This window comes from Blautia sp. HCN-20427, assembly GCF_037890365.1.
In the GTDB taxonomy this organism is placed as follows: domain Bacteria; phylum Bacillota; class Clostridia; order Lachnospirales; family Lachnospiraceae; genus Blautia.
In genome coordinates this window covers 1-19,874 of record NZ_JBBKBX010000022.1, presented here as the reverse complement: position 1 = coordinate 19,874, position 19,874 = coordinate 1, and the positions used below count along the sequence as shown (strand labels likewise).

The following is a 19,874-nucleotide window of genomic DNA, read 5'->3' as shown; positions in this document are numbered from 1 at the left end:
TTCAATGTTTAGGTGTTCTTCATTGCAACACTGCCCACAATATCAGCTACATGCTCGCAGGCATCCGCGCATTTCTCAAGATACGTATAAATCTCTCTCCACGCAATGATATTTCTTACATCCTGCTCTTCTACATGAAGTTTTCTCATACTGGACATAAATAATTCATCTTCTTTTTCCTCTAAGGTATTCAGGCGGATAATGCTCTTCTTTAATTCTTTAGAATGTTTGAAATTCTTAAATTCTTTCAAAAGATTCTGAAGCTCCTCACAGCATTCAATCACTACATCCAGCATAGCAAACACTTCCGGCCGCATTTCCTGTACATGATTGATGTAAACACGTATCAGTACTTCCTCTATCTTATCTGTAACATCATCAATATGGTGGCTGAGCGCAATAATATCCTCTCTCTCAATCGGTGTGATAAACGCCTTTGCCAGCTTATCTGTAATCTCGTGTCTCTGGGAATCGGCCTGACGCTCTATCTCATGGACTTCTTCCATTCTCTTAGAAATTTCTTCCGGCTGAAACTTAGTCAGTATCTCTTTTAATAAATACGCCTCTTTGCAGCTGTATTCTGCACATTTGATAAAATTATCAAAATAGTAATCATCCTGTTTTTTTGACATTTGTAGTCCTCCTCTTATCCAAATATATACATAAATATTTTTGCCATACAAAAACTAATCAGTCCGCAGCCCGGGAAAGTAAAAATCCAGGTCAGCATCATATCCTTTACAACTCCGAAATTAATGGCAGAAAGCCTTTTTACTGCTCCTACTCCCATAATGGCACTGGTCTTTGTGTGTGTCGTAGAAACCGGAACTCCCATCAGACTGGAATACAGCAGGCAGACAGCTCCTGCAATATCTGCGGAAAAGCCCTGATAACGCTCCAGCTTTACCATGTTCATGCCCACGGATTTAATAATCTTTTCACCGCCTACACTGGTTCCCACAGCCATAACAACACTGCATACAAGCATCAGCCATACCGGAATTTCCATACCGCTTACGGATGTATGTCCTCCCGAAAAGGCAATTCCCAAAAACAAAACACCGATAAACTTCTGTCCGTCCTGGGCTCCATGCATAAAGCTCATAGCCGCTGCTCCGGCAATCTGGGCGCCTCCAAAAAAGCGGTTTGTCTTCCGTCTGTCCATACTCTGGCACACAACTGTAATTATCTTGCACACAACCCATCCGGTTGCAAATCCCAGAATCAGACTCAGAACAAGACCGTACAAAACCTTTACCCATTCGTCGAAATTGATTCCGCCCACACCTTGCTGAATGGCAATGGCCGCTCCGGACAGGCCGGCAATGAGGCTGTGGCTTTCACTGGTTGGAATTCCGAAAAAGGAGGCCGCTGTACTGTAAATAACAATAGACAACAAGGCCGCGCACAAGGCAATCAAAGCCTCATCTGTATGTTCTCCGAAGTCTACCATGTTACTAATAGTGGACGCCACCGAACTGTTAATCTGTGTCATAACAAAAACACCAAGGAAATTAAACCCTGCACTCATCAGGATTGCGGCCCTCACCGGCATACATCTGGTTGCTACACAGGTAGCAATGGCATTGGGCGCGTCCGTCCAGCCATTTACGAAAATAACCCCCAATGTAAGAACCACTGTAATAAACAGCACCGGATTTCTTACAACCTCCTGCCAGAAATTTATAAATGTCAATTCCATGCTCTCTTCCTCCGGTCTTTAAATTTCATTTGCAAATGCAGTAATGTTGTCTGTTTTTCCGATTACCACAATAATATCATCCCGGCGCAGACGATAATCCGGAATTACTTCGATATTCGTCTCATCTCCGTTCTCAATGGCAATGATGTTCAGCCGGTATCTCTGACGAATTTCTGTCTCTTCTATGCTTTTTCCAATCAAACGCTCCGAAATAGGTATCTGGCGAATTTCCACCTGGTTGCACAGAGAAACATATTCAAAAAAGTTATTGGACAACAGCTTCTTCCCAAGCCGCAGCGCCATATCCCGCTCCGGATATACCACTTCCGCACCAAGTTTTTCAAGCACGGCTCCCTGTTCAGGGCTTAATGCTTTTGCAATGACCCTGGGCACTCCCATCTCTATGACGCTCATGGTTGTCAATACGCTGACATCCACCTGTTCGCCAATGCAAATAATAACAACATCGCAATTTTGTATTCCGATTTCCTTTAAAGTATCTGCACTCAGGTTGTCTGCCACAAAAGCACAGTCCGTATACTGCCGTATTTCTCTTATCTTCCTTTCATCTTTGTCTACTGCAATGACTTCATTTCCTGATTGTGCCAGCATAGTGGCCAGCGCTTCTCCAAAGCGTCCCAGCCCAATCACTCCGTATGCTGCGTCTAGCTTCTTTTTCATTTTTATTTTCTCCTTTTTATCCTATTGCAACTTCTTCTTCTGAATATCTTGCTCTTGGCTCTGAACGGTTGACCCATATAGTAATCAAGGTGATGACTCCCACTCTTCCGGTAAACATCACAAGGATGATGACTGCTTTTCCTGCCACACTAAGCCCCGGCGTAATTCCCGTGGAAAGTCCCACAGTTCCAAATGCAGAAACCACCTCAAATAAGAGCTGCATAAAACTCAGGTCCGGTTCCAGAATACACATAAAAAATACTGCAATGCATACTACAGTTCCTGAAAGAATGGTAATCATGAAAGCCTTTGAAATATTCTGCTCAGATATATTCCGCCGGAATGCATGCACAGTTCCTTTGGTACAGGTTCCTCTTATCTTCTGAAACATGATAAAAAAGGTACTTGTCTTGATACCGCCGCCTGTAGAACCCGGAGATGCACCGATAAACATCAGAATACACAGTACAAACAACCCTGCATTGGTAAATTCGCCAATGGGATAGGTGGAAAAACCAGCCGTTCTTGCAGAAACACTCTGAAAGAAGGCTCCCAGCCATGTAATATTTTCTGTTATTTTCAGCAGAACCGTTCCCACTGCAAGCAATACCACACTGGTAACAATGACCACTTTGGAATGAAGCGTCAATTCCCGGAAGCATCTCTGTTTCAGCAAATCCAAAATGACCAGAAAACCCAATCCGCCAAAAATAATCAGAATACTGGTGGTCAGATTCAGTAAAACATCATTCTGATAAGGCGTCAGATTTCTAAGTCCTCCCAGAATATCAAAGCCCGAGTTGTTAAAGGCCGCAATGGAATGGAAAATGCTGATTCCTATGGCATGCAGTGTATCGTAATCCCTGCTGAAAACCAGAAAACTTAACACTGCTCCTCCCGCTTCAAAGCATAAAGTCATTAATAATACGGCCTTTACCAGTTTTACAATTCCCTTATAGGTGTCAATGTTTAAGGCTTCCTTTACCATCATCCGGCTTTTAAGACCAACCTTTTTTCTTGCCACCAGCATGAGACCTACTCCAAGGGACGTGACACCCAGGCCGCCGATTTGTATCAGAGCTGCAACAACTCCCTGTCTAAAGGCGGTAAAGTGGTCCGCTGTATCAATGGCAATCAGACCCGTTACACAGACCGCACTGGTAGAGGTAAACAGCGCGTCTATCACGGATACCTCTGCGCCGTCCTTTACAGATATAGGAAGGAGCAGCAAAATCATTCCGAGGAGAATGACGGCCGCAAATCCTCCCACAATCATTCTGCCGGGCGGCTGACTTCTTAAAAACATATTCATCTTTTTCATTTTTCTTTTCGTCCTGTCTTTTTTTCTGAATCCTTTCTTTGTGTTCTTCCCACCATACCCATAAAGGTCCGGCAATACAAATAGAAGAATAACATCCTGAAACAAGTCCGGCCAAAAGAGGCAGTGAGAAATTCGTAATAGATTCCATTCCGTAAACAACTGAAACAATCAAAATAATAGCCGCACACAATACTACGGTAAATGCAGTATTAATGGAACGCTGCAGGGTTTCTGTGGTACTGATATCCACCAGCTCCGCCAGGGTATTCTTCTGCTTCACGCCGTTTCTGTGTTCACGTATTCTATCATATAATACAATGGTATCATTGATAGAATATCCGATAATTGTCAGGGTAACTGCCACAAATGCATCGTTTACCGGAATCCGGAAAATTCCAAACACAAACAAGACTATCAGAATATCGTGAAGCAGCGCTATTACAGCTGTAACACCGGATGCAAGTCCTCCCAGAGCAGAAAACCGAAGGCGAATATATACCACAATAAACAGGAAAGACAGCACAATGGCAATGGCTGAATTTTTCAATGCCTTTGCACCGATATAAGGTTCTACTGCTGAAGTTTCTGAGGTTTCAAACTGATTGTCGTTTCCCTCATTAATAGCAGTTAAAATTTCTTTCTGCTGGTCAGGGGTCAGCCCGTTCTTTCCGGACAGCGTAATAACCAGATTCTTTTCTCCTGTAGCGGAATCTTCAGAGGTCTGTACATTCACACTTCTGTCCACAATCTCCTCTACCTTTTTCTGAATTTCTCCGGTATCTGCCTCTTTGCTGTATGTATACCGCAAGATAACTCCGCCGGTAAACTGCGTATCCAGCTTAATTCCGTTTACAGAACTCCATATGGTTCCCACGATGAGCATTGCCAGACTGGCCAGGAAGAAATACCTCTTTGCCTCTGCAAATTTCAGTATCTTTTTTTCCTTTTTTCTTCGGAACCATTTTTCTTTATTGAAGAACTTGTATCTTATTACAGAATTCAACATATATCTGGACATCCAGACGCCTGCCAGCAGATTGATAATTACACCGGTAAGCAGTGTATATCCAAAACTAAGCATGGTACCGGAACCAAAAATCATCAAAATTCCTGCTACTGCCGCAGTTGTAATATTTCCATCCAAGACAGAGGAAAATGCCCTTTTGTATCCATTCTTCACTGCAGTTCTGACGGAATTTCCTTTTTTCAGTTCTTCGCTGATTCGTTCACTGATAATAATATTGGCATCCACCGCCATACCAGCCGACAAAATCAGGCCTGCAATTCCCGGCAGTGTAATGGTATACTGAGGAACAGAAATAACCAGAACCTGCAGTGCAATCTGAAAGGCCAGTGTCAGGCAGCTTATCACTCCCGGAAGACGATACCAGCATATCATAAACAGACAAATCAGTATCATTGCAATTTCTGCTGCCAGCGCCATGGCATTTAAAGCCTTACCGCCAAGTGTGGGACTAATCGTACTGTAATTGGTCGTCTCCATGGAAAAAGGAAGAGCGCCTGAATTAATCTTGTCCGAAAGGCTCTGTGCTTCTTCCTTCGAGGACATACCTGTAATTTCTGCTTTGCCGCCTGTGATTTTGGCATTGACCGTGGGATTGGAAATCAGTTCTTCATCCATATAGATTCCCATATTCTGTCCCACAAGCTTTTCTGTGGCTTCTGCAAATTTCTTTGCACCTTCACTGCTGAATTCCAGTTCCACCACATATCGCTTCTGCTCATCTAAACCTACCTGGCTTCTGGAAATATCGGAGCCTTTTATATACACGGTATTGTCCGAACCGCGGAAGGTCAATTCTGCCATTTCTCCAAGTTCCTGGATAGCTTCTTCCGGATTAAAATCTTTTTCATCCGACTTCCAGGGAAATCTCACAATCACATCCCCTGCTTTTTCATCTACCGTTACTTCCCTGTCTAAAATGTTCTGTGCGTCGAGACGTGTCTCAATAACCTCCCTGGCCATTTCCAACTGTTCCTCTGTTGGTTTTGTCTTCAGACCTGACGGTTCAAAAACAGCTTCCACACCGCCTCGAATATCAATTCCGAAACGCATGTCACGAATTCCTTTGATATCCTCTCCGCATCCGAAAACTGCAAGGCACACAAACAGAACGATTACTGCAAGAGCAACCCAAATATGTAATTTTTTATTTTTCGTTTTTTCCCGCTTTCTTTATAACCTTTTATTTTATAAAGTTCCGAAAGCAAGACTTCGTTTTTTTCCGTCTTTTTTTAATAGGATATAATACTCGCGCAGAAAACGCGCAAAAGAAAAGGAATAAAACTGAATGTACGACAAATAGACCCTCTTCAGACATACACCCAAAGAGAATATAAGAAATGCCAAAAGTTCCATGGAAAGTCTGTAAACATGCTTACGCTGCTCAAATTTCTGTGCAGAAAAAACTTCCTTCTGACTCTCCAGACGCATATAGTTCTCGTGAAGAATTTTCTTCTCCACATTATCCGTATACTTTGCTTCTGTCTGCATACCTGATCCGGATTCTTTCACAAAAACCTCCGAACCTTCGGACAGCAAAAAAGAAGGCAGAAAAATGCCAAACATAATCATTAACACAATTGCAACTGTTGATTTTAATCTGTGCTTCATTTTTCTCTCCTTCCTGTTTTTCACAAAGTATATAGAGAGTAACATTAAATGCATGATATGTCAATACATGATTTTCTTCTCTCCACTCTGTTCTATTGAAAAGAAACAGGACTCTGCCTTGTATCGTTCAGGTTTCCGAAAGAATCCTATACCAAGGCAAAGTCCTTTTATGTTACATATTTTTACTTTTTACAATCTGCCAAAGCATTAAGCCCTTTTCGCATTGATAGCTGCCTGAGCTGCTGCCAGCCTTGCGATAGGTACACGGAATGGTGAGCAGGAAACGTAGTCTAAGCCAATCTTATGGCAGAATTCTACAGAACTTGGGTCACCGCCGTGTTCTCCACAGATACCGATGTGTAAGTTTGGATTTACAGGTTTACCTAATTTGATAGCTGTTTCCATTAATTTACCAACACCAATCTGGTCTAATTTAGCGAATGGATCGTTTTCGAAGATTTTTGCATCATAGTAAGCATCTAAGAATTTACCAGCATCATCACGAGAGAATCCGTATGTCATCTGTGTTAAGTCGTTTGTACCGAAGCAGAAGAAGTCAGCGTCTTTAGCGATTTCATCAGCTGTTAATGCAGCTCTTGGGATTTCAATCATTGTACCAACTTCGTAGTGTAATTCAATACCAGCTGCTGCGATTTCAGCGTCAGCTGTTTCAACAACGAATTTCTTAACGTATGCTAATTCTTTTGTATCTCCAACAAGTGGAATCATGATTTCCGGGCAAACGTTCCAGTCAGCGTGAGCTTTCTGTACGTTGATTGCTGCACGGATAACAGCTTTTGTCTGCATCTTAGCAATTTCTGGGTAAGTAACTGCAAGACGGCATCCGCGATGTCCCATCATTGGGTTGAACTCATGAAGAGAATCGATGATTGCTTTAATCTGTTCAACTGTTTTGCCCTGAGCATCTGCTAATTTCTTGATATCTTCTTCTGTTGTAGGAACGAACTCATGTAATGGCGGATCCAGGAAACGAATCGTAACTGGGTTGCCTTCAAGAGCTTCGTATAATTTTTCGAAGTCTCCCTGCTGTTCCGGAAGAATTTTTTCCAGAGCAGCTTCTCTTTCTTCTACTGTTTCAGAACAAATCATTTCACGGAATGCGTCAATTCTGTCACCTTCGAAGAACATATGCTCTGTACGGCAAAGACCGATACCTTCTGCACCAAGCTCACGAGCTTTGACAGCATCTGCTGGAGTATCAGCGTTTGTACGAACTTTCATTGTTCTGTATTTATCAGCCCATCCCATGATTCTTCCGAATTCACCAGCGATTGTAGCATCTACTGTTGGGATAATTCCATCATAGATAGCACCTGTAGAACCATCCAGAGAAATGCTGTCTCCTTCATGGAATTCTTTTCCGCCTAATGTAAATTTCTTGTTTGCTTCGTCCATTGTGATATCACCACAACCGGATACACAGCATGTTCCCATACCACGAGCAACTACGGCTGCGTGAGATGTCATACCGCCACGAACTGTCAGGATACCCTGAGCGCTCTTCATACCTGTGATATCTTCCGGTGATGTTTCCAGACGAACAAGGATAACTTTTTCTCCTCTTGCAGCCCATTCAACAGCGTCATCTGCTGTGAATACGACTTTACCGCAAGCAGCTCCCGGAGATGCTCCAAGTGCTTTGGACATTGGTGTTGCAGCTTTTAAAGCAGCAGCATCAAACTGTGGGTGAAGCAGTGTATCTAAGTTACGTGGATCGATCATTGCAACTGCTTCTTCTTCTGTTCTCATGCCTTCATCAACAAGGTCACAAGCGATTTTCAGAGCAGCCTGAGCTGTTCTCTTACCGTTACGTGTCTGCAGCATATACAGTTTACCGTGTTCTACAGTAAATTCCATATCCTGCATATCTCTGTAGTGTGTTTCCAGAGTTTTGCAAACTTCTTTGAACTGAGCAAATGCTTCCGGGAATTTCTGTTCCATTTCGGAAATGTGCATTGGAGTACGAACTCCGGCAACAACGTCTTCACCCTGTGCATTTGTCAGGAATTCTCCGAACAGACCATTTTCACCTGTAGCCGGGTCACGAGTAAATGCAACACCTGTACCGCAGTCATCGCCCATGTTACCGAATGCCATCATCTGTACGTTAACAGCTGTACCCCAGGAATATGGGATATCGTTGTCACGACGATATACGTTAGCACGTGGGTTGTCCCAGGAACGGAATACGGCTTTAACAGCTCCCATTAACTGCTCTTTAGCGTCAGCCGGGAAGTCTTCACCGATTTTTTCTTTATATTCAGCTTTGAACTGTCCAGCCAGAGTTTTCAGGTCTTCTGCTGTAAGTTCAACGTCAAGAGTAACACCCTTTTCTTCTTTCATTTTGTCGATAAGCTCTTCAAAGTATTTCTTACCAACTTCCATAACTACGTCAGAGTACATCTGGATAAATCTTCTGTAGCAGTCCCATGCCCAACGAGCATTTCCTGATGCTTCTGCCAGAGTTTCAACAACTTCTTCATTTAAACCAAGGTTCAGGATAGTATCCATCATACCTGGCATAGAAGCTCTTGCTCCGGAACGAACAGATACAAGAAGTGGATTTTCTTTATCTCCGAATTTCTTTCCTGTTACTTCTTCCATTTTAACGATAGCTTCCATGATCTGTTCCATGATTTCATCGTTAATCTTTCTTCCATCTTCATAGTACTGAGTACAAGCATCTGTTGTAATTGTGAATCCCTGTGGTACCGGAAGACCTAATTTTGTCATCTCAGCAAGGTTCGCACCTTTACCACCGAGAGTGTTTCTCATGGATGCGTCACCTTCGGTGAACATATAAACCCATTTTGCCATTTTGAACATTCCTCCTAAAAGTAGATACTAGAAAAATAAATTGTTCAGTCCTTATTTTTCCCGGTGCAGGCTAACTGCGCTCGCACACAATATATTTTATCATAAGAAGTCATATAGTCAAGCAAGATTTGTTAATTTTTTTGCAATTTTTCCTGATTTTCCCTTCTATTTCCGTCAAAATTCCACAATACAAAATTGCATTTCATAATATGAAATAAATGGACATAAAATCAGCCCGGACCCCCATCCGGACTGATTTTCCTTCTATATAAAACCTTCTCACAAAACCTGTATCTTATTTCTTTTTCATCTTCAAAACAAGATGTCGCGGCAGACCATTTACCATAATCGGCTGATAATCTCCCTGAATCAGTGGTTTGATATAATCCACAAAGTCTTTTGTCACATAGTTGGCCTCCCGGTTCATCCATTCTCTCGGAACCAGCTTCTCTTCATTGGCAATTCTATGCACATCATAAATTCCGGTAGCGCTCATATACGGGTCATCAGAAACACGGTCAATCACTATCATCTTTCCGGTGTCCCCTTCGTCTGCTGCTTTCACAGCAGCACCGCCTACCATAAAGGCCTCGTCAATATCCACTCTGGACGCCATATGGGAAGCGCTTCTCTGAAGAGTAGATAATTCCACTGCTCTTGTCTTGCAGCCGCACTCTGCTGCCAGGAAGTTAGCCAGATAGGTAGCGGTTCCCTGAAGCTGCTTGTGTCCGAAAGCGTCTACATAGTCTCCTACGCTGCCAAGTTCGCAGACATAACGTCCGTCCTCCAGCTTAATCCCCTCAGAAACAGCAATGACAATAGACGATTTCTTTTTCAGAAGTTCTTTCACCTTCTTTAGGAATTTGTCTATATCAAAGGAAACTTCCGGAAGATAGATTAAATCCGGTCCATCGCAGTCTTCGGTCTTGGCCAGCGCCGTGGCACCGGTGAGCCAGCCTGCATTTCGTCCCATAATTTCCATAATGGTAATCATGTTCTTTTTATAGGTAAGTCCCTGAGCATCCCGAATGACTTCCTTCGTGGATGCGCCAATGTATTTGGCCGCACTGCCGAATCCCGGCGTGTGGTCTGTAAGCGCTAAATCGTTGTCAATGGTCTTTGGCACTCCCAGAAACTTCTGGCTCTGCCCTGTCAGAATCGCATAATCTGACAGTTTCTTAATGGTATCCATGGAATCATTGCCTCCGATATAAATAAAGGCATCAATTTCCAGTTTGTTTAAAATATCAAAGATTTTTTCATAAATCTCTTTATCCTGATGAATCTCCGGCAGTTTAAAACGGCAGGAGCCCAGAAATGCGGACGGAGTCCTTTTTAAAAGTTCAATGTCAAGTTCGGAGTGAATCTGTGTGGACAAATCTACATACTGCTCATCCAGTAATCCCTGAATGCCGTGAAGCATACCGTATACCTTATCAAATCCACGCTCAATAGCATTCTTATACACACCTGCAAGACTGGAATTAATGACAGCTGTAGGTCCGCCTGATTGTCCTACAATAATATTTCTTTTTTTCGCCATTTCGCCCTCTCCTCCTTTTTTTGAAAACGGAATCTATTGAAGATTATAACAAAAAAAATCCATATATTCAATAGATATATGGATTTTTGCACATTATTTTTATGTTTTTTCAAAGTTTTTTATGTATTTCATACAACTTTTCCGGTTTATGCGGCATCAGCTGACAAATTATCACCACTGCCCCTCTTTCGTAAAATACCAAAAGGAGGCCATCGCTTTAAGCAATAGCCTCCAAAATTTCAGACTACCTTAAAATGTGAATTTTTCTTCAAAGTAATCTTTCAAGTCTTCAATCTTAATTCTTTCCTGCTCCATGCTGTCTCTGTCACGAACCGTTACTGCTCCGTCCGTCTCAGAATCAAAATCGTAAGTTACACAGAACGGTGTACCAATTTCGTCCTGACGACGATAGCGTTTTCCAATGTTTCCTCTGTCATCAAATTCACAGTTGTATTTCTTGGAAAGCTGTTCAAATACTTTTAAGGCGCCTTCGTTTAACTTCTTAGACAGCGGCAGTACACCAATTTTCACCGGTGCCAACGCCGGATGGAAGTGAAGTACGGTACGTACATCATTCTTCTCTGCGTCCAGAACCTCTTCATCATAAGCGCTGCACAGAAATGCCAGTACCATACGGTCTGCACCAAGAGACGGCTCAATCACGTATGGAATGTACTTCTGATTTGTTTCATCATCAAAATAGGTCAAATCCTGTCCGGATACATTCTGATGCTGTGTCAAATCATAATCGGTTCTGTCGGCAATGCCCCAGAGCTCGCCCCAGCCAAAGGGGAACAGGAACTCTACGTCTGTAGTGGCCTTGCTGTAGAAACTTAATTCTTCCTGGTCATGGTCACGGTAACGGACTTCTTCGTCTTTTAATCCCAGACTGTGCAGCCAGTCTAAGCAGAACTGTTTCCAGTATGCGAACCACTCCAAATCTGTATCCGGTTTGCAGAAGAATTCCAGCTCCATCTGTTCAAATTCGCGGGTACGGAATGTAAAGTTACCCGGTGTAATTTCGTTACGGAAGGATTTCCCAATCTGGGCAATACCGAACGGCAGTTTTTTCCGGGAGGTTCTCTGGACATTCTTGAAGTTTACAAAGATACCCTGTGCGGTTTCCGGTCTCAGATATACGGTGTTTTTCGCGTCTTCTGTAACGCCCTGGAAAGTTTTAAACATCAGGTTGAACTGACGGATATCGGTAAAGTTGTGCTTGCCGCAGGTCGGACATGGAATCTGGTGCTCTTCGATAAAGTCTTTCATCTTTTCCTGGCTCCATGCGTCTACGCTTCCTTCGATTTCAATGCCTTTTTCAGCACAGAAGTCTTCGATAATCTTATCTGCACGGAAACGCTCATGGCACTCTTTACAATCCATCAGCGGGTCAGAAAAACCGCCCAGATGACCGGAAGCTACCCATGTCTGAGGATTCATGAGAATCGCACAGTCCACACCAACGTTGTAAGGGCTTTCCATTACAAACTTCTGCCACCATGCTTTCTTAACGTTGTTCTTCAGCTCAACTCCCAGGTTTCCGTAGTCCCATGTATTAGCCAGACCTCCGTAAATTTCAGAACCCGGATATACAAATCCTCTGGATTTTGCAAGTGCAACAATCTTTTCCATTGTCTTTTCCATTGTACAATCTCCTCTATTTCTACAGTTTATAAAATTTATTGCATTTTACTGATAGGGACTATTATACCTGTTAAATCTTATCTTTTCAACCTCTAAAAAGGGAGTTTTTTCACAGAATGAAATTAACAGTTGACAAAACACCCTCCCAAGTATAAAATACAAGCCATATCAGACAAGGGCGTCTTTTATGTGTTTTCGCATAAAAGGCGTCTTTTTGTTATATAAAAACAGGAATATAAAGGATATGGAGGTATTTGATTATGTGTTCAGTTATGGGATATTGTGACAGCGGCCTTCTTCTGGAAGAATTTCAGAAGTATTTTCAGAGAACGGTTTCCAGAGGACCGGATGACAGCCGCATAACAGATACGGGAAATGGCTTTCTGGGCTTTCACCGACTTGCCATTATGGGGCTTACCCCTTCCGGTATGCAGCCCTTTTCGCTGCATGGAAATCATCTGGTGTGCAATGGAGAAATCTATGGATTCGAGCGGATAAAAAAACAGCTTCTGGGAAAATACAGCTTTGAGAGCGACTCAGACTGCGAAATCCTGCTGCCTCTGTATGAGGAATACGGCACCGATATGTTTGCCATGCTGGACGCAGAGTTTGCCTGTATCCTCTATGACAGCAAAACCCAGGAATACATTGCAGCCAGAGACCCCATAGGCATTCGCCCTCTTTACTATGGACGGGATTCAAAAGGGGTCATGGTTTTCGCCAGTGAACCTAAAAATCTGGTGGGTTTATGTGAACATATCATGCCCTTCCCACCGGGACATTTTTACAAAGACGGCAAATTCGTGTGCTACTGTGACATTGCAAAAGCCGAAAACTACAGTGCTGACGATATGGAAACCGTATGCCAAAAGATTCATGACAAGCTCACTGCCGGAATTGAAAAGCGGCTGGTCGCCGATGCCAAGGTCGGTTTTCTCCTGTCCGGCGGTCTGGATTCTTCCCTGGTCTGTGCCGTGGCAGCACAAAAAAGCCAGGTTCCTATCCGCACCTTTGCCATTGGCATGAAGGAAGACGCCATTGATTTGAAATATGCCCGGCAGACAGCCGATTATATTGGCAGTCAGCACACGGAGGTCATCATCTCCAAGAAAGAGGTTCTGGCTTCCCTGGAAGAAGTCATTCAGCTCCTGGGCACTTTCGATATCACCACGATCCGCGCCAGCATTGGTATGTACCTGGTATGCAAAGCCATTCATGAACAGACAGACATCCGGGTTTTGCTTACCGGAGAAATTTCTGACGAATTATTCGGCTACAAATACACCGACTTTGCCCCTTCACCGGAAGAATTTCAAAAGGAATCACAGAAGCGGATTCGGGAACTGCATATGTATGACGTGCTCCGGGCGGACCGCTGCATTTCCGTAAATTCTCTGGAAGCAAGGGTTCCCTTCGGGGATTTGGACTTTGTACGCTACGTCATGAGCGTAAATCCAAAACTAAAAATGAACACTTACGGAAAAGGAAAATATCTACTGCGCCGCGCCTTTGAAAAAGGCCGGTATCTGCCCCCTGAGATTCTCTGGAGAGAAAAAGCTGCATTTTCAGACGCAGTGGGGCATTCTATGGTAGATTATCTGAAAGAATATGCAGACACTCAATACACCCAGAAAGAGTTTGAAGAGAAGCAAAAGGGCTATGCCCACGCACAGCCCTTTACCAAGGAATCCCTTTTGTACCGGGAAATTTTTGAAAAATATTATCCAGGACAAAGCCGGATGGTGGCAGACTTCTGGATGCCCAACAAAGCCTGGAAAGGCTGTAATGTAGACGACCCTTCCGCCAGAGTCCTGTCCAATTACGGTGCAAGCGGAGCCTAAATCTCTGTGGGATACCGGTTGTCAAAGCAAGCTTTGCAAAGAGGCAGACCTTCTGCCATAGCAGCCAAATCCTCCACTTTCATATATCCCAGGGAATCCGCACCAATCATCCTGCGGATTTCCTCCGTGGAGTGGGACACTGCCAGAAGCTGTTTATTGGAAGGCACGTCTGTTCCATAATAGCAGGGATAGAGAAAGGGAGGAGAGCTAATGCGCACATGCACCTTTCCGGCACCTGCCTGTTTTAAAAGCCGTATCAAATTGGCAATGGTGGTTCCCCGGACAATGGAATCGTCTACCAGAACAAGGTTCTTTCCTTTGACTGCCTGCTCCAGCACGCTGAGTTTCAGACGCACACTGGATTCCCGCTCCTCCTGTGTAGGTTTGATAAAGGTTCTTCCCACATAACTGTTTTTGTAAAAAGCCATTCCAAAGGGAATACCGGAGGCTTTGGCATACCCCTGTGCCGCAGTAATGCCCGAATCCGGCACGCCTGCCACCATGTCTGCCTCTGCGGGATAAACTTTCGCCAGGGCTTCTCCTGCTTTTAACCTGGATTCATAGACCGAAACCCCATCGATTTTGCTGTCCAATCTGGCAAAATAAATGTATTCAAAAACACAGTGCGCCTGCTGCTTCTGACACAATTCCGTGTTGGAAAATACCTGCCCCTCGGAAATTGTCACAATTTCACCAGGACGGACATCACGAACAAACTCTGCACCAATGGCAGAAAGTGCACAGCTTTCCGAAGCAAATATATATGCCTCTCCCCGTTTGCCCAGACAGAGCGGCTTCAATCCCAGAGGGTCTCTTACGCCGATTAATTTCTGAGGACTGGCTATCACCAGGCCATAGGCGCCCTTGATTTTCTCTGCCGTCCGTAAAATTGCTTCTTCCACAGTTCTGGTATTCACTCTTTCTCTGGCAATGTAGTAGGCAATGACTTCTGAGTCCGTAGTGGTCTGGAAAATTGCACCGCTTTTCGCCAATTCTTCTCTCAGTTCCTTTGTATTCACTAAATTTCCGTTATGAGCCAGAGCCAGAGTACCCTTGATATAATGCAGCACTAAAGGCTGGGCATTATTTAACGCAGCCGCCCCTGTGGTAGAATACCGCACATGGCCGACACCCAGGTTTCCTTTCAGTTCTCTTAAATTTTCTTCTTTAAAAACTTCGTTTACAAGCCCCATGCCGCGATGTACATGCATATTTCCCACAGGCCCCTTTGTATCGCAGACGGCAATACCGCAGGATTCCTGTCCTCTGTGCTGCAGGGAAGACAGTCCGTAATAAACGGAATTTGCCACCTGTTCTCCTGCCGGGGCATAAATACCGAATACGCCGCAGGCTTCTTTTATACGTTCTTCCAATGTTTTTTCTCCTTTCCGCAGAAACGCAAAAAGACGCCTTGGATTTTCTCCAAAGCGCCTTTGCTTTACGATTAAGTAGTATACTCGAAATTCTGAATTTGTCAATCCCGTTTTCTCAATAATTTTCTTTCTGATAGAATCTTCCCAAAAGCGTATCTGTCTTCACCACATTTACAAATGCGTGAGGGTCTGCCTCCATCACCTTTTCGGTAAGCACTTTAGCCTCCATAGTTGATACCACGGAATATATCATTTTCCGCTTGGTATTGGAATACATACCCGTTGCTGTAAATTCCGTAGCGCTGTGGTTGGTAACCTCATAAATGGCCTGGTATACAGCTTCCGGTTCGTCCGTGATCACAAACAGCGTGACTTTCTTATACGTCTGATACAGCAGGTGAATCATCTGCGTGGAAGCATACTGAAAAATAATGGAATACAGAGCTTTGTCCCAGCCGAACAAATATCCTGCAACCAAAAGCACCATGGCATTTCCCAGAAGAATATAATTCCACACGTCCTTATTCTTCTTTTCCGCAAAATAAATGGCAATAAAATCCGTTCCTCCTGTAGAAGCGCCGCCGATTAACGCAATACTGATAGCCGCACCGTTAATCAACCCACCAAACACACTGATAAGCAGAATATCCTGGGTAATCGGTACGGAGGGTATTGCATCCGTAAGCACACTGGTAGCTATAATCAGCAAACTGGTGGTTATGGTAAAACGCTTGCCGATTGCCTTAAAGCTGATGATAGCCGGAATGGCATTCAACGCAAGGCTGATAGGGGAAAAAGGAACGGCAATAGCAAAAAAGCGGTCACAGATAGTCTGAAACAGCAGTGTCACTCCGTTAAATCCTCCCGGATACAATCCCCCTGCCCGCACAAAGGTCTTGATGTTCACAGCCATAATCACAGCGCCGATTAGACCAAAGATAATTCTCTTGGCTTCTCTTTTGGGGTCTATGTTTGTATTCACGTTTACACTCTCTTTCTTCTCCACGTTTTTTACAGCATATGTGCACGGAGTTCTTCCGGAGTCTCAAGGCTTAAATAAGCAGGTGCCACGTCAAATACGGTCTTGCAGCCTGTCTGTCCTTCCCGGCTCATGCGGTATGCCGCTCTTGCATATGCAGCAATGACAGAAGAAGTAAATTCTGGGTTGGAATCCAGCTTCAGACTGTATTCCACTACATGCTTATGCTCATCTTCCCACCCTGTGCTGCCTGTACGGATAACAAAACCGCCGTGAGGAAGCCCTGCATGGTTGGCTGCCATTTCTTCCGCGGTAATGAAATGTACGGTTGTATCATACTCGTCAAAATAGTTTGGCATGGTTTTAATTTCGTTTTCAATCCTTGCTTTGTCTGCACCGTCCTCAGCTACTACGAAGACTTCTCTTGTGTGCTTCTGGCGTGTGGTGAGTTCCGGATTTTCTCCGTTTCTTACTGCTTCCAGTGCGCTTTCCACAGGAATGGTATACTGTCTTGCGTCTAAGACTCCTTCAATTCTTCTCACTGCATCGGAATGGCCCTGACTGACACCTTTTCCCCAGAAGGTATAATCCTTACCTCCCGGCAAAATCGCATTGGCGTATAAGCGGTTCAGAGAAAACATACCCGGATCCCATCCCACAGAAATCATGGCTGTCTTATTTCCTTTCTTTGCCGCTTCATCTACAGCTGCAAAGTGTTCCGGAATTCTTGCGTGTGTATCAAAACTGTCTACAACGTTAAAATACTGTGCAAACTCCGGTGTCTGTACCGGCAGGTCTGTAGCGCTTCCGCCGCAGAGAATCAGCACGTCGATTTCATCTTTCATACCCACAGCCTGGTCTACATGATATACCTTTGCTGTCTCTGTAAGAATCTTTACCTCTTCGGGATTTCGTCTGGTAAAGACAGCAACCAGTTCCATATCCGGGTTATGTTTCACTGCGCACTCCACACCACGGCCTAAGTTTCCATATCCTAAAATACCAATTCTAATACTCATGTCACACTCTCCTATCTGTTTGTAGCCTGTATTTTCTCTTTCAGAATATATCAAATATCCTTTCTTTGTCAATGCCTGATTGAAAAAAAGGGCTGCGCAGAAGCGCAGCCACTTTTTTGTTATACCATGGTTGATTTAGTGATGGAACAGGCGAATTCCGGTAAACGCCATAACCATATTGTATTTGTTGCAGGTCTCAATAACCGCATCATCTCTGACTGAGCCTCCCGGCTGTGCAATATAAGCTACACCGCTTTTGTGTGCCCGCTCAATGTTGTCAGAGAATGGAAAGAAGGCGTCAGAGCCAAGGGTCACTTCCTGAAGGGTATCCAGCCATGCTCTCTTTTCCTCTCTGGTAAAGACTTCCGGTTTCTCGGTAAATGTTTTTTCCCACGCACCGTCAGCCAGCACGTCCATGTATTCCTCGCCAATATAAACGTCAATGGCATTGTCTCTCTCTGCACGGGTAATGCTGTCTTTAAACGGAAGGTTCATAACCTTCGGGCACTGTCTTAACCACCAGTTGTCTGCTTTCTGTCCTGCCAGACGGGTACAGTGTACACGGGACTGCTGTCCAGCGCCTACACCGATGGCCTGTCCGTCTTTGACAAAGCATACGGAATTAGACTGTGTATATTTCAGAATTATCAGAGAAATCTTCATATCTCTTTTTGCTTCTTCGGTAAGTTCTTTTTTTTCTGTCACCAAATTGGAAATCAGTGCATCGTCAATAGCCAGTTCCTGACGTCCCTGCTCAAAGGTAACACCAAAGACCTGCTTGTGTTCCAGAGGAGCCGGTACATAGTCCGGGTCAATTTCAATGACATTGTAATTGCCTTTTTTCTTCTGTGCCAGAATTTCCAGGGCTTCTTCTGTGTAGCCCGGCGCAATGACACCATCGGAAACTTCTCTCTTAATGAGCATAGCGGTATCTTTATCGCACACATCAGAAAGGGAAATGAAGTCACCAAAGGAAGACATACGGTCTGCGCCCCTGGCTCTTGCGTAAGCACAGGCAATGGGAGAAAAGTTTTTCCAGTCCATATCGTCTACCCAGTAAATTTTTGCCAGAGTTTCCGTAAGCGGAAGTCCTACCGCTGCGCCTGCAGGGGATACATGCTTAAAAGAAGTTGCCGCCGGAAGACCTGTGGCTTTCTTTAAGTCTCTGACTAACTGCCAGCCGTTAAACGCGTCCAGGAAATTGATATATCCCGGTTTTCCTGACAATACTTTAATAGGAAGTTCTGCACCCTCTTCCATGTAAATTCTGGAAGGTTTCTGATTCGGATTACAGCCGTATTTCAAAGCTAATTCTTTCATAACAAAGTTCTCCTTTCCCGTTTCTTATTTATTTTTATTCACAATTCTGGTTTCATACTTGCCTGTTTCAATATCAATAAAACGCACAAACAGAGAAACTTTGTTGTCCTCATTGAGACTGCTCCATACCTGCTCTGTAAAAGCGTCAATTTCATTTGGAATACTTACCAGCTTCGGTTCGCCTTCAAAACTTGGCAGCGGATTGCCGTCATGCATATAAGTATGAATAAAATGGCCCTCTCCTGCCACCGGATTTTCGTAAGCGAAGGTATAGCGGTTGCAGGCCTCCGGATTTCCATTGTTGCTCTTTAAAATGGACATGGCATAATTGTATTTCCCGCCTTCCACATGCATAATACCGGAAATACGAGGGGTATAGTTTGGTCCGTCCGGCTCAAACTCCCTACATCTCAAGGACTGCTCAAAAGTCATCTGTTTGTCCATGCCTTCATAAATTGTATCGGTCTGGTCTCCGTTTGTCACAATGGTTTTGTTTCCCAATACACGCACAGGCGCGTAGATAATCAGACTTGGATCCACTAATTTGGAAGGGTCAAAGGCCTGTGTGCGGATGCCTTCTCCTTCTTCTACAAATACGCGGTTTCTGCTGTTTTCACTTCTTCCCATAATGAAGTAAGCGGCAACGGCTTTTTTTCCGTCCTCTGATTTTCCCAGCACAATTCCTCTGCCCGGATACGCATTGTCTCTCAATTCTTTTTCCAGTGATAACATTTCCATGAACATTTCTCCTTTTCCTGCTGTTCTATGATAAGATGAAATCCTGCCCGGAAGACTTTTTCCTTTCCACAGCGTCTTCTGACCTTCCCGTGAAATAAGAAAAAGCCCACTTTCCGAGCATATGTGCCCAGACGGTCGGCTTCTGCGGCTTATACTCCCCGTGGTCATTTCCACTTCCGTCAGTCATATAAGCACTTAAAACATACCATTTTGCAAAAGGGTTGTCAATCCCCTTTTCTG

General features: G+C 44.1%; 15 protein-coding genes and 1 riboswitch. Of the genes, 1 reads left to right on the top strand and 14 read right to left on the bottom strand.

Features of this window, described 5'->3' with window-relative positions; genetic code table 11:
* Window positions 1-8 precede the first annotated feature (8 nt).
* From WKT17_RS12840 to WKT17_RS12800, 9 genes are all read right to left on the bottom strand, one after another.
* A complete protein-coding gene (locus WKT17_RS12840; RefSeq protein WP_173747183.1) occupies window positions 9-632 on the bottom strand; it encodes a DUF47 domain-containing protein in 624 nt (207 codons plus the stop codon).
* A gap of 14 nt (window positions 633-646) precedes the next feature.
* Window positions 647-1,702: an inorganic phosphate transporter gene (locus tag WKT17_RS12835; protein WP_291682027.1), complete on the bottom strand. Its 1,056-nt coding sequence runs from the start codon at window positions 1,700-1,702 to the stop codon at window positions 647-649.
* Window positions 1,703-1,720: 18 nt separating this feature from the next.
* Window positions 1,721-2,383, bottom strand: a complete 663-nt coding sequence (locus WKT17_RS12830) for a potassium channel family protein (protein ID WP_291682025.1) — start codon at window positions 2,381-2,383, stop codon at window positions 1,721-1,723.
* Between the two features lie 16 nt (window positions 2,384-2,399).
* Window positions 2,400-3,569, bottom strand: coding sequence for a TrkH family potassium uptake protein (locus tag WKT17_RS12825; RefSeq protein ID WP_445291968.1), 1,170 nt, complete (start codon window positions 3,567-3,569; stop codon window positions 2,400-2,402).
* Window positions 3,508-5,781 carry a protein translocase subunit SecF gene (gene secF, locus WKT17_RS12820; RefSeq protein WP_445291967.1) on the bottom strand — a complete coding sequence of 758 codons (2,274 nt, stop codon included), beginning with the start codon at window positions 5,779-5,781 and terminating at the stop codon, window positions 3,508-3,510. The genes WKT17_RS12825 and secF overlap by 62 nt, the downstream gene beginning before the upstream one ends.
* Window positions 5,782-5,916: 135 nt before the next feature.
* A complete protein-coding gene (locus WKT17_RS12815; RefSeq protein ID WP_173747179.1) occupies window positions 5,917-6,339 on the bottom strand; it encodes a hypothetical protein in 423 nt (140 codons plus the stop codon).
* Window positions 6,340-6,546: 207 nt separating this feature from the next.
* Window positions 6,547-9,177: a pyruvate, phosphate dikinase gene (ppdK, locus tag WKT17_RS12810; protein ID WP_173747495.1), complete on the bottom strand. Its 2,631-nt coding sequence runs from the start codon at window positions 9,175-9,177 to the stop codon at window positions 6,547-6,549.
* 295 nt (window positions 9,178-9,472) lie between these two features.
* Window positions 9,473-10,720, bottom strand: coding sequence for a 6-phosphofructokinase (locus WKT17_RS12805; RefSeq protein ID WP_294459132.1), 1,248 nt, complete (start codon window positions 10,718-10,720; stop codon window positions 9,473-9,475).
* Window positions 10,721-10,969: 249 nt separating this feature from the next.
* Entirely contained in the window at window positions 10,970-12,364 is a 1,395-nt protein-coding gene (locus WKT17_RS12800; RefSeq protein ID WP_173747178.1) for a glycine--tRNA ligase, read from the bottom strand.
* Between the two features lie 260 nt (window positions 12,365-12,624).
* Between WKT17_RS12800 and asnB the strand changes: the two genes are divergently transcribed.
* Window positions 12,625-14,205 (top strand): asparagine synthase B, encoded by a 1,581-nt coding sequence (gene asnB, locus WKT17_RS12795; protein ID WP_340273124.1) that lies wholly within the window; start codon window positions 12,625-12,627, stop codon window positions 14,203-14,205.
* Here the strand turns inward: asnB and purF are convergent.
* From purF to WKT17_RS12770, 5 genes are all read right to left on the bottom strand, one after another.
* Entirely contained in the window at window positions 14,202-15,578 is a 1,377-nt protein-coding gene (gene purF, locus WKT17_RS12790) for an amidophosphoribosyltransferase (protein ID WP_173747176.1), read from the bottom strand. The genes asnB and purF overlap by 4 nt on opposite strands.
* Window positions 15,579-15,693: 115 nt before the next feature.
* Window positions 15,694-16,560, bottom strand: a complete 867-nt coding sequence (locus WKT17_RS12785; RefSeq protein ID WP_173747175.1) for a YitT family protein — start codon at window positions 16,558-16,560, stop codon at window positions 15,694-15,696.
* A 29-nt stretch (window positions 16,561-16,589) separates the two neighbouring features.
* Window positions 16,590-17,576: a diaminopimelate dehydrogenase gene (locus tag WKT17_RS12780; protein ID WP_173747174.1), complete on the bottom strand. Its 987-nt coding sequence runs from the start codon at window positions 17,574-17,576 to the stop codon at window positions 16,590-16,592.
* 135 nt (window positions 17,577-17,711) lie between these two features.
* Window positions 17,712-18,896 carry a phosphoribosylaminoimidazolecarboxamide formyltransferase gene (locus tag WKT17_RS12775; RefSeq protein WP_173747173.1) on the bottom strand — a complete coding sequence of 395 codons (1,185 nt, stop codon included), beginning with the start codon at window positions 18,894-18,896 and terminating at the stop codon, window positions 17,712-17,714.
* 24 nt (window positions 18,897-18,920) lie between these two features.
* Complete coding sequence (locus tag WKT17_RS12770) at window positions 18,921-19,634, bottom strand: IMP cyclohydrolase (protein WP_173747172.1); 714 nt, start codon at window positions 19,632-19,634, stop codon at window positions 18,921-18,923.
* A 118-nt stretch (window positions 19,635-19,752) separates the two neighbouring features.
* Window positions 19,753-19,831, bottom strand: a riboswitch (ZMP/ZTP riboswitch).
* Between the last annotated feature and the right edge of the window lie 43 nt (window positions 19,832-19,874).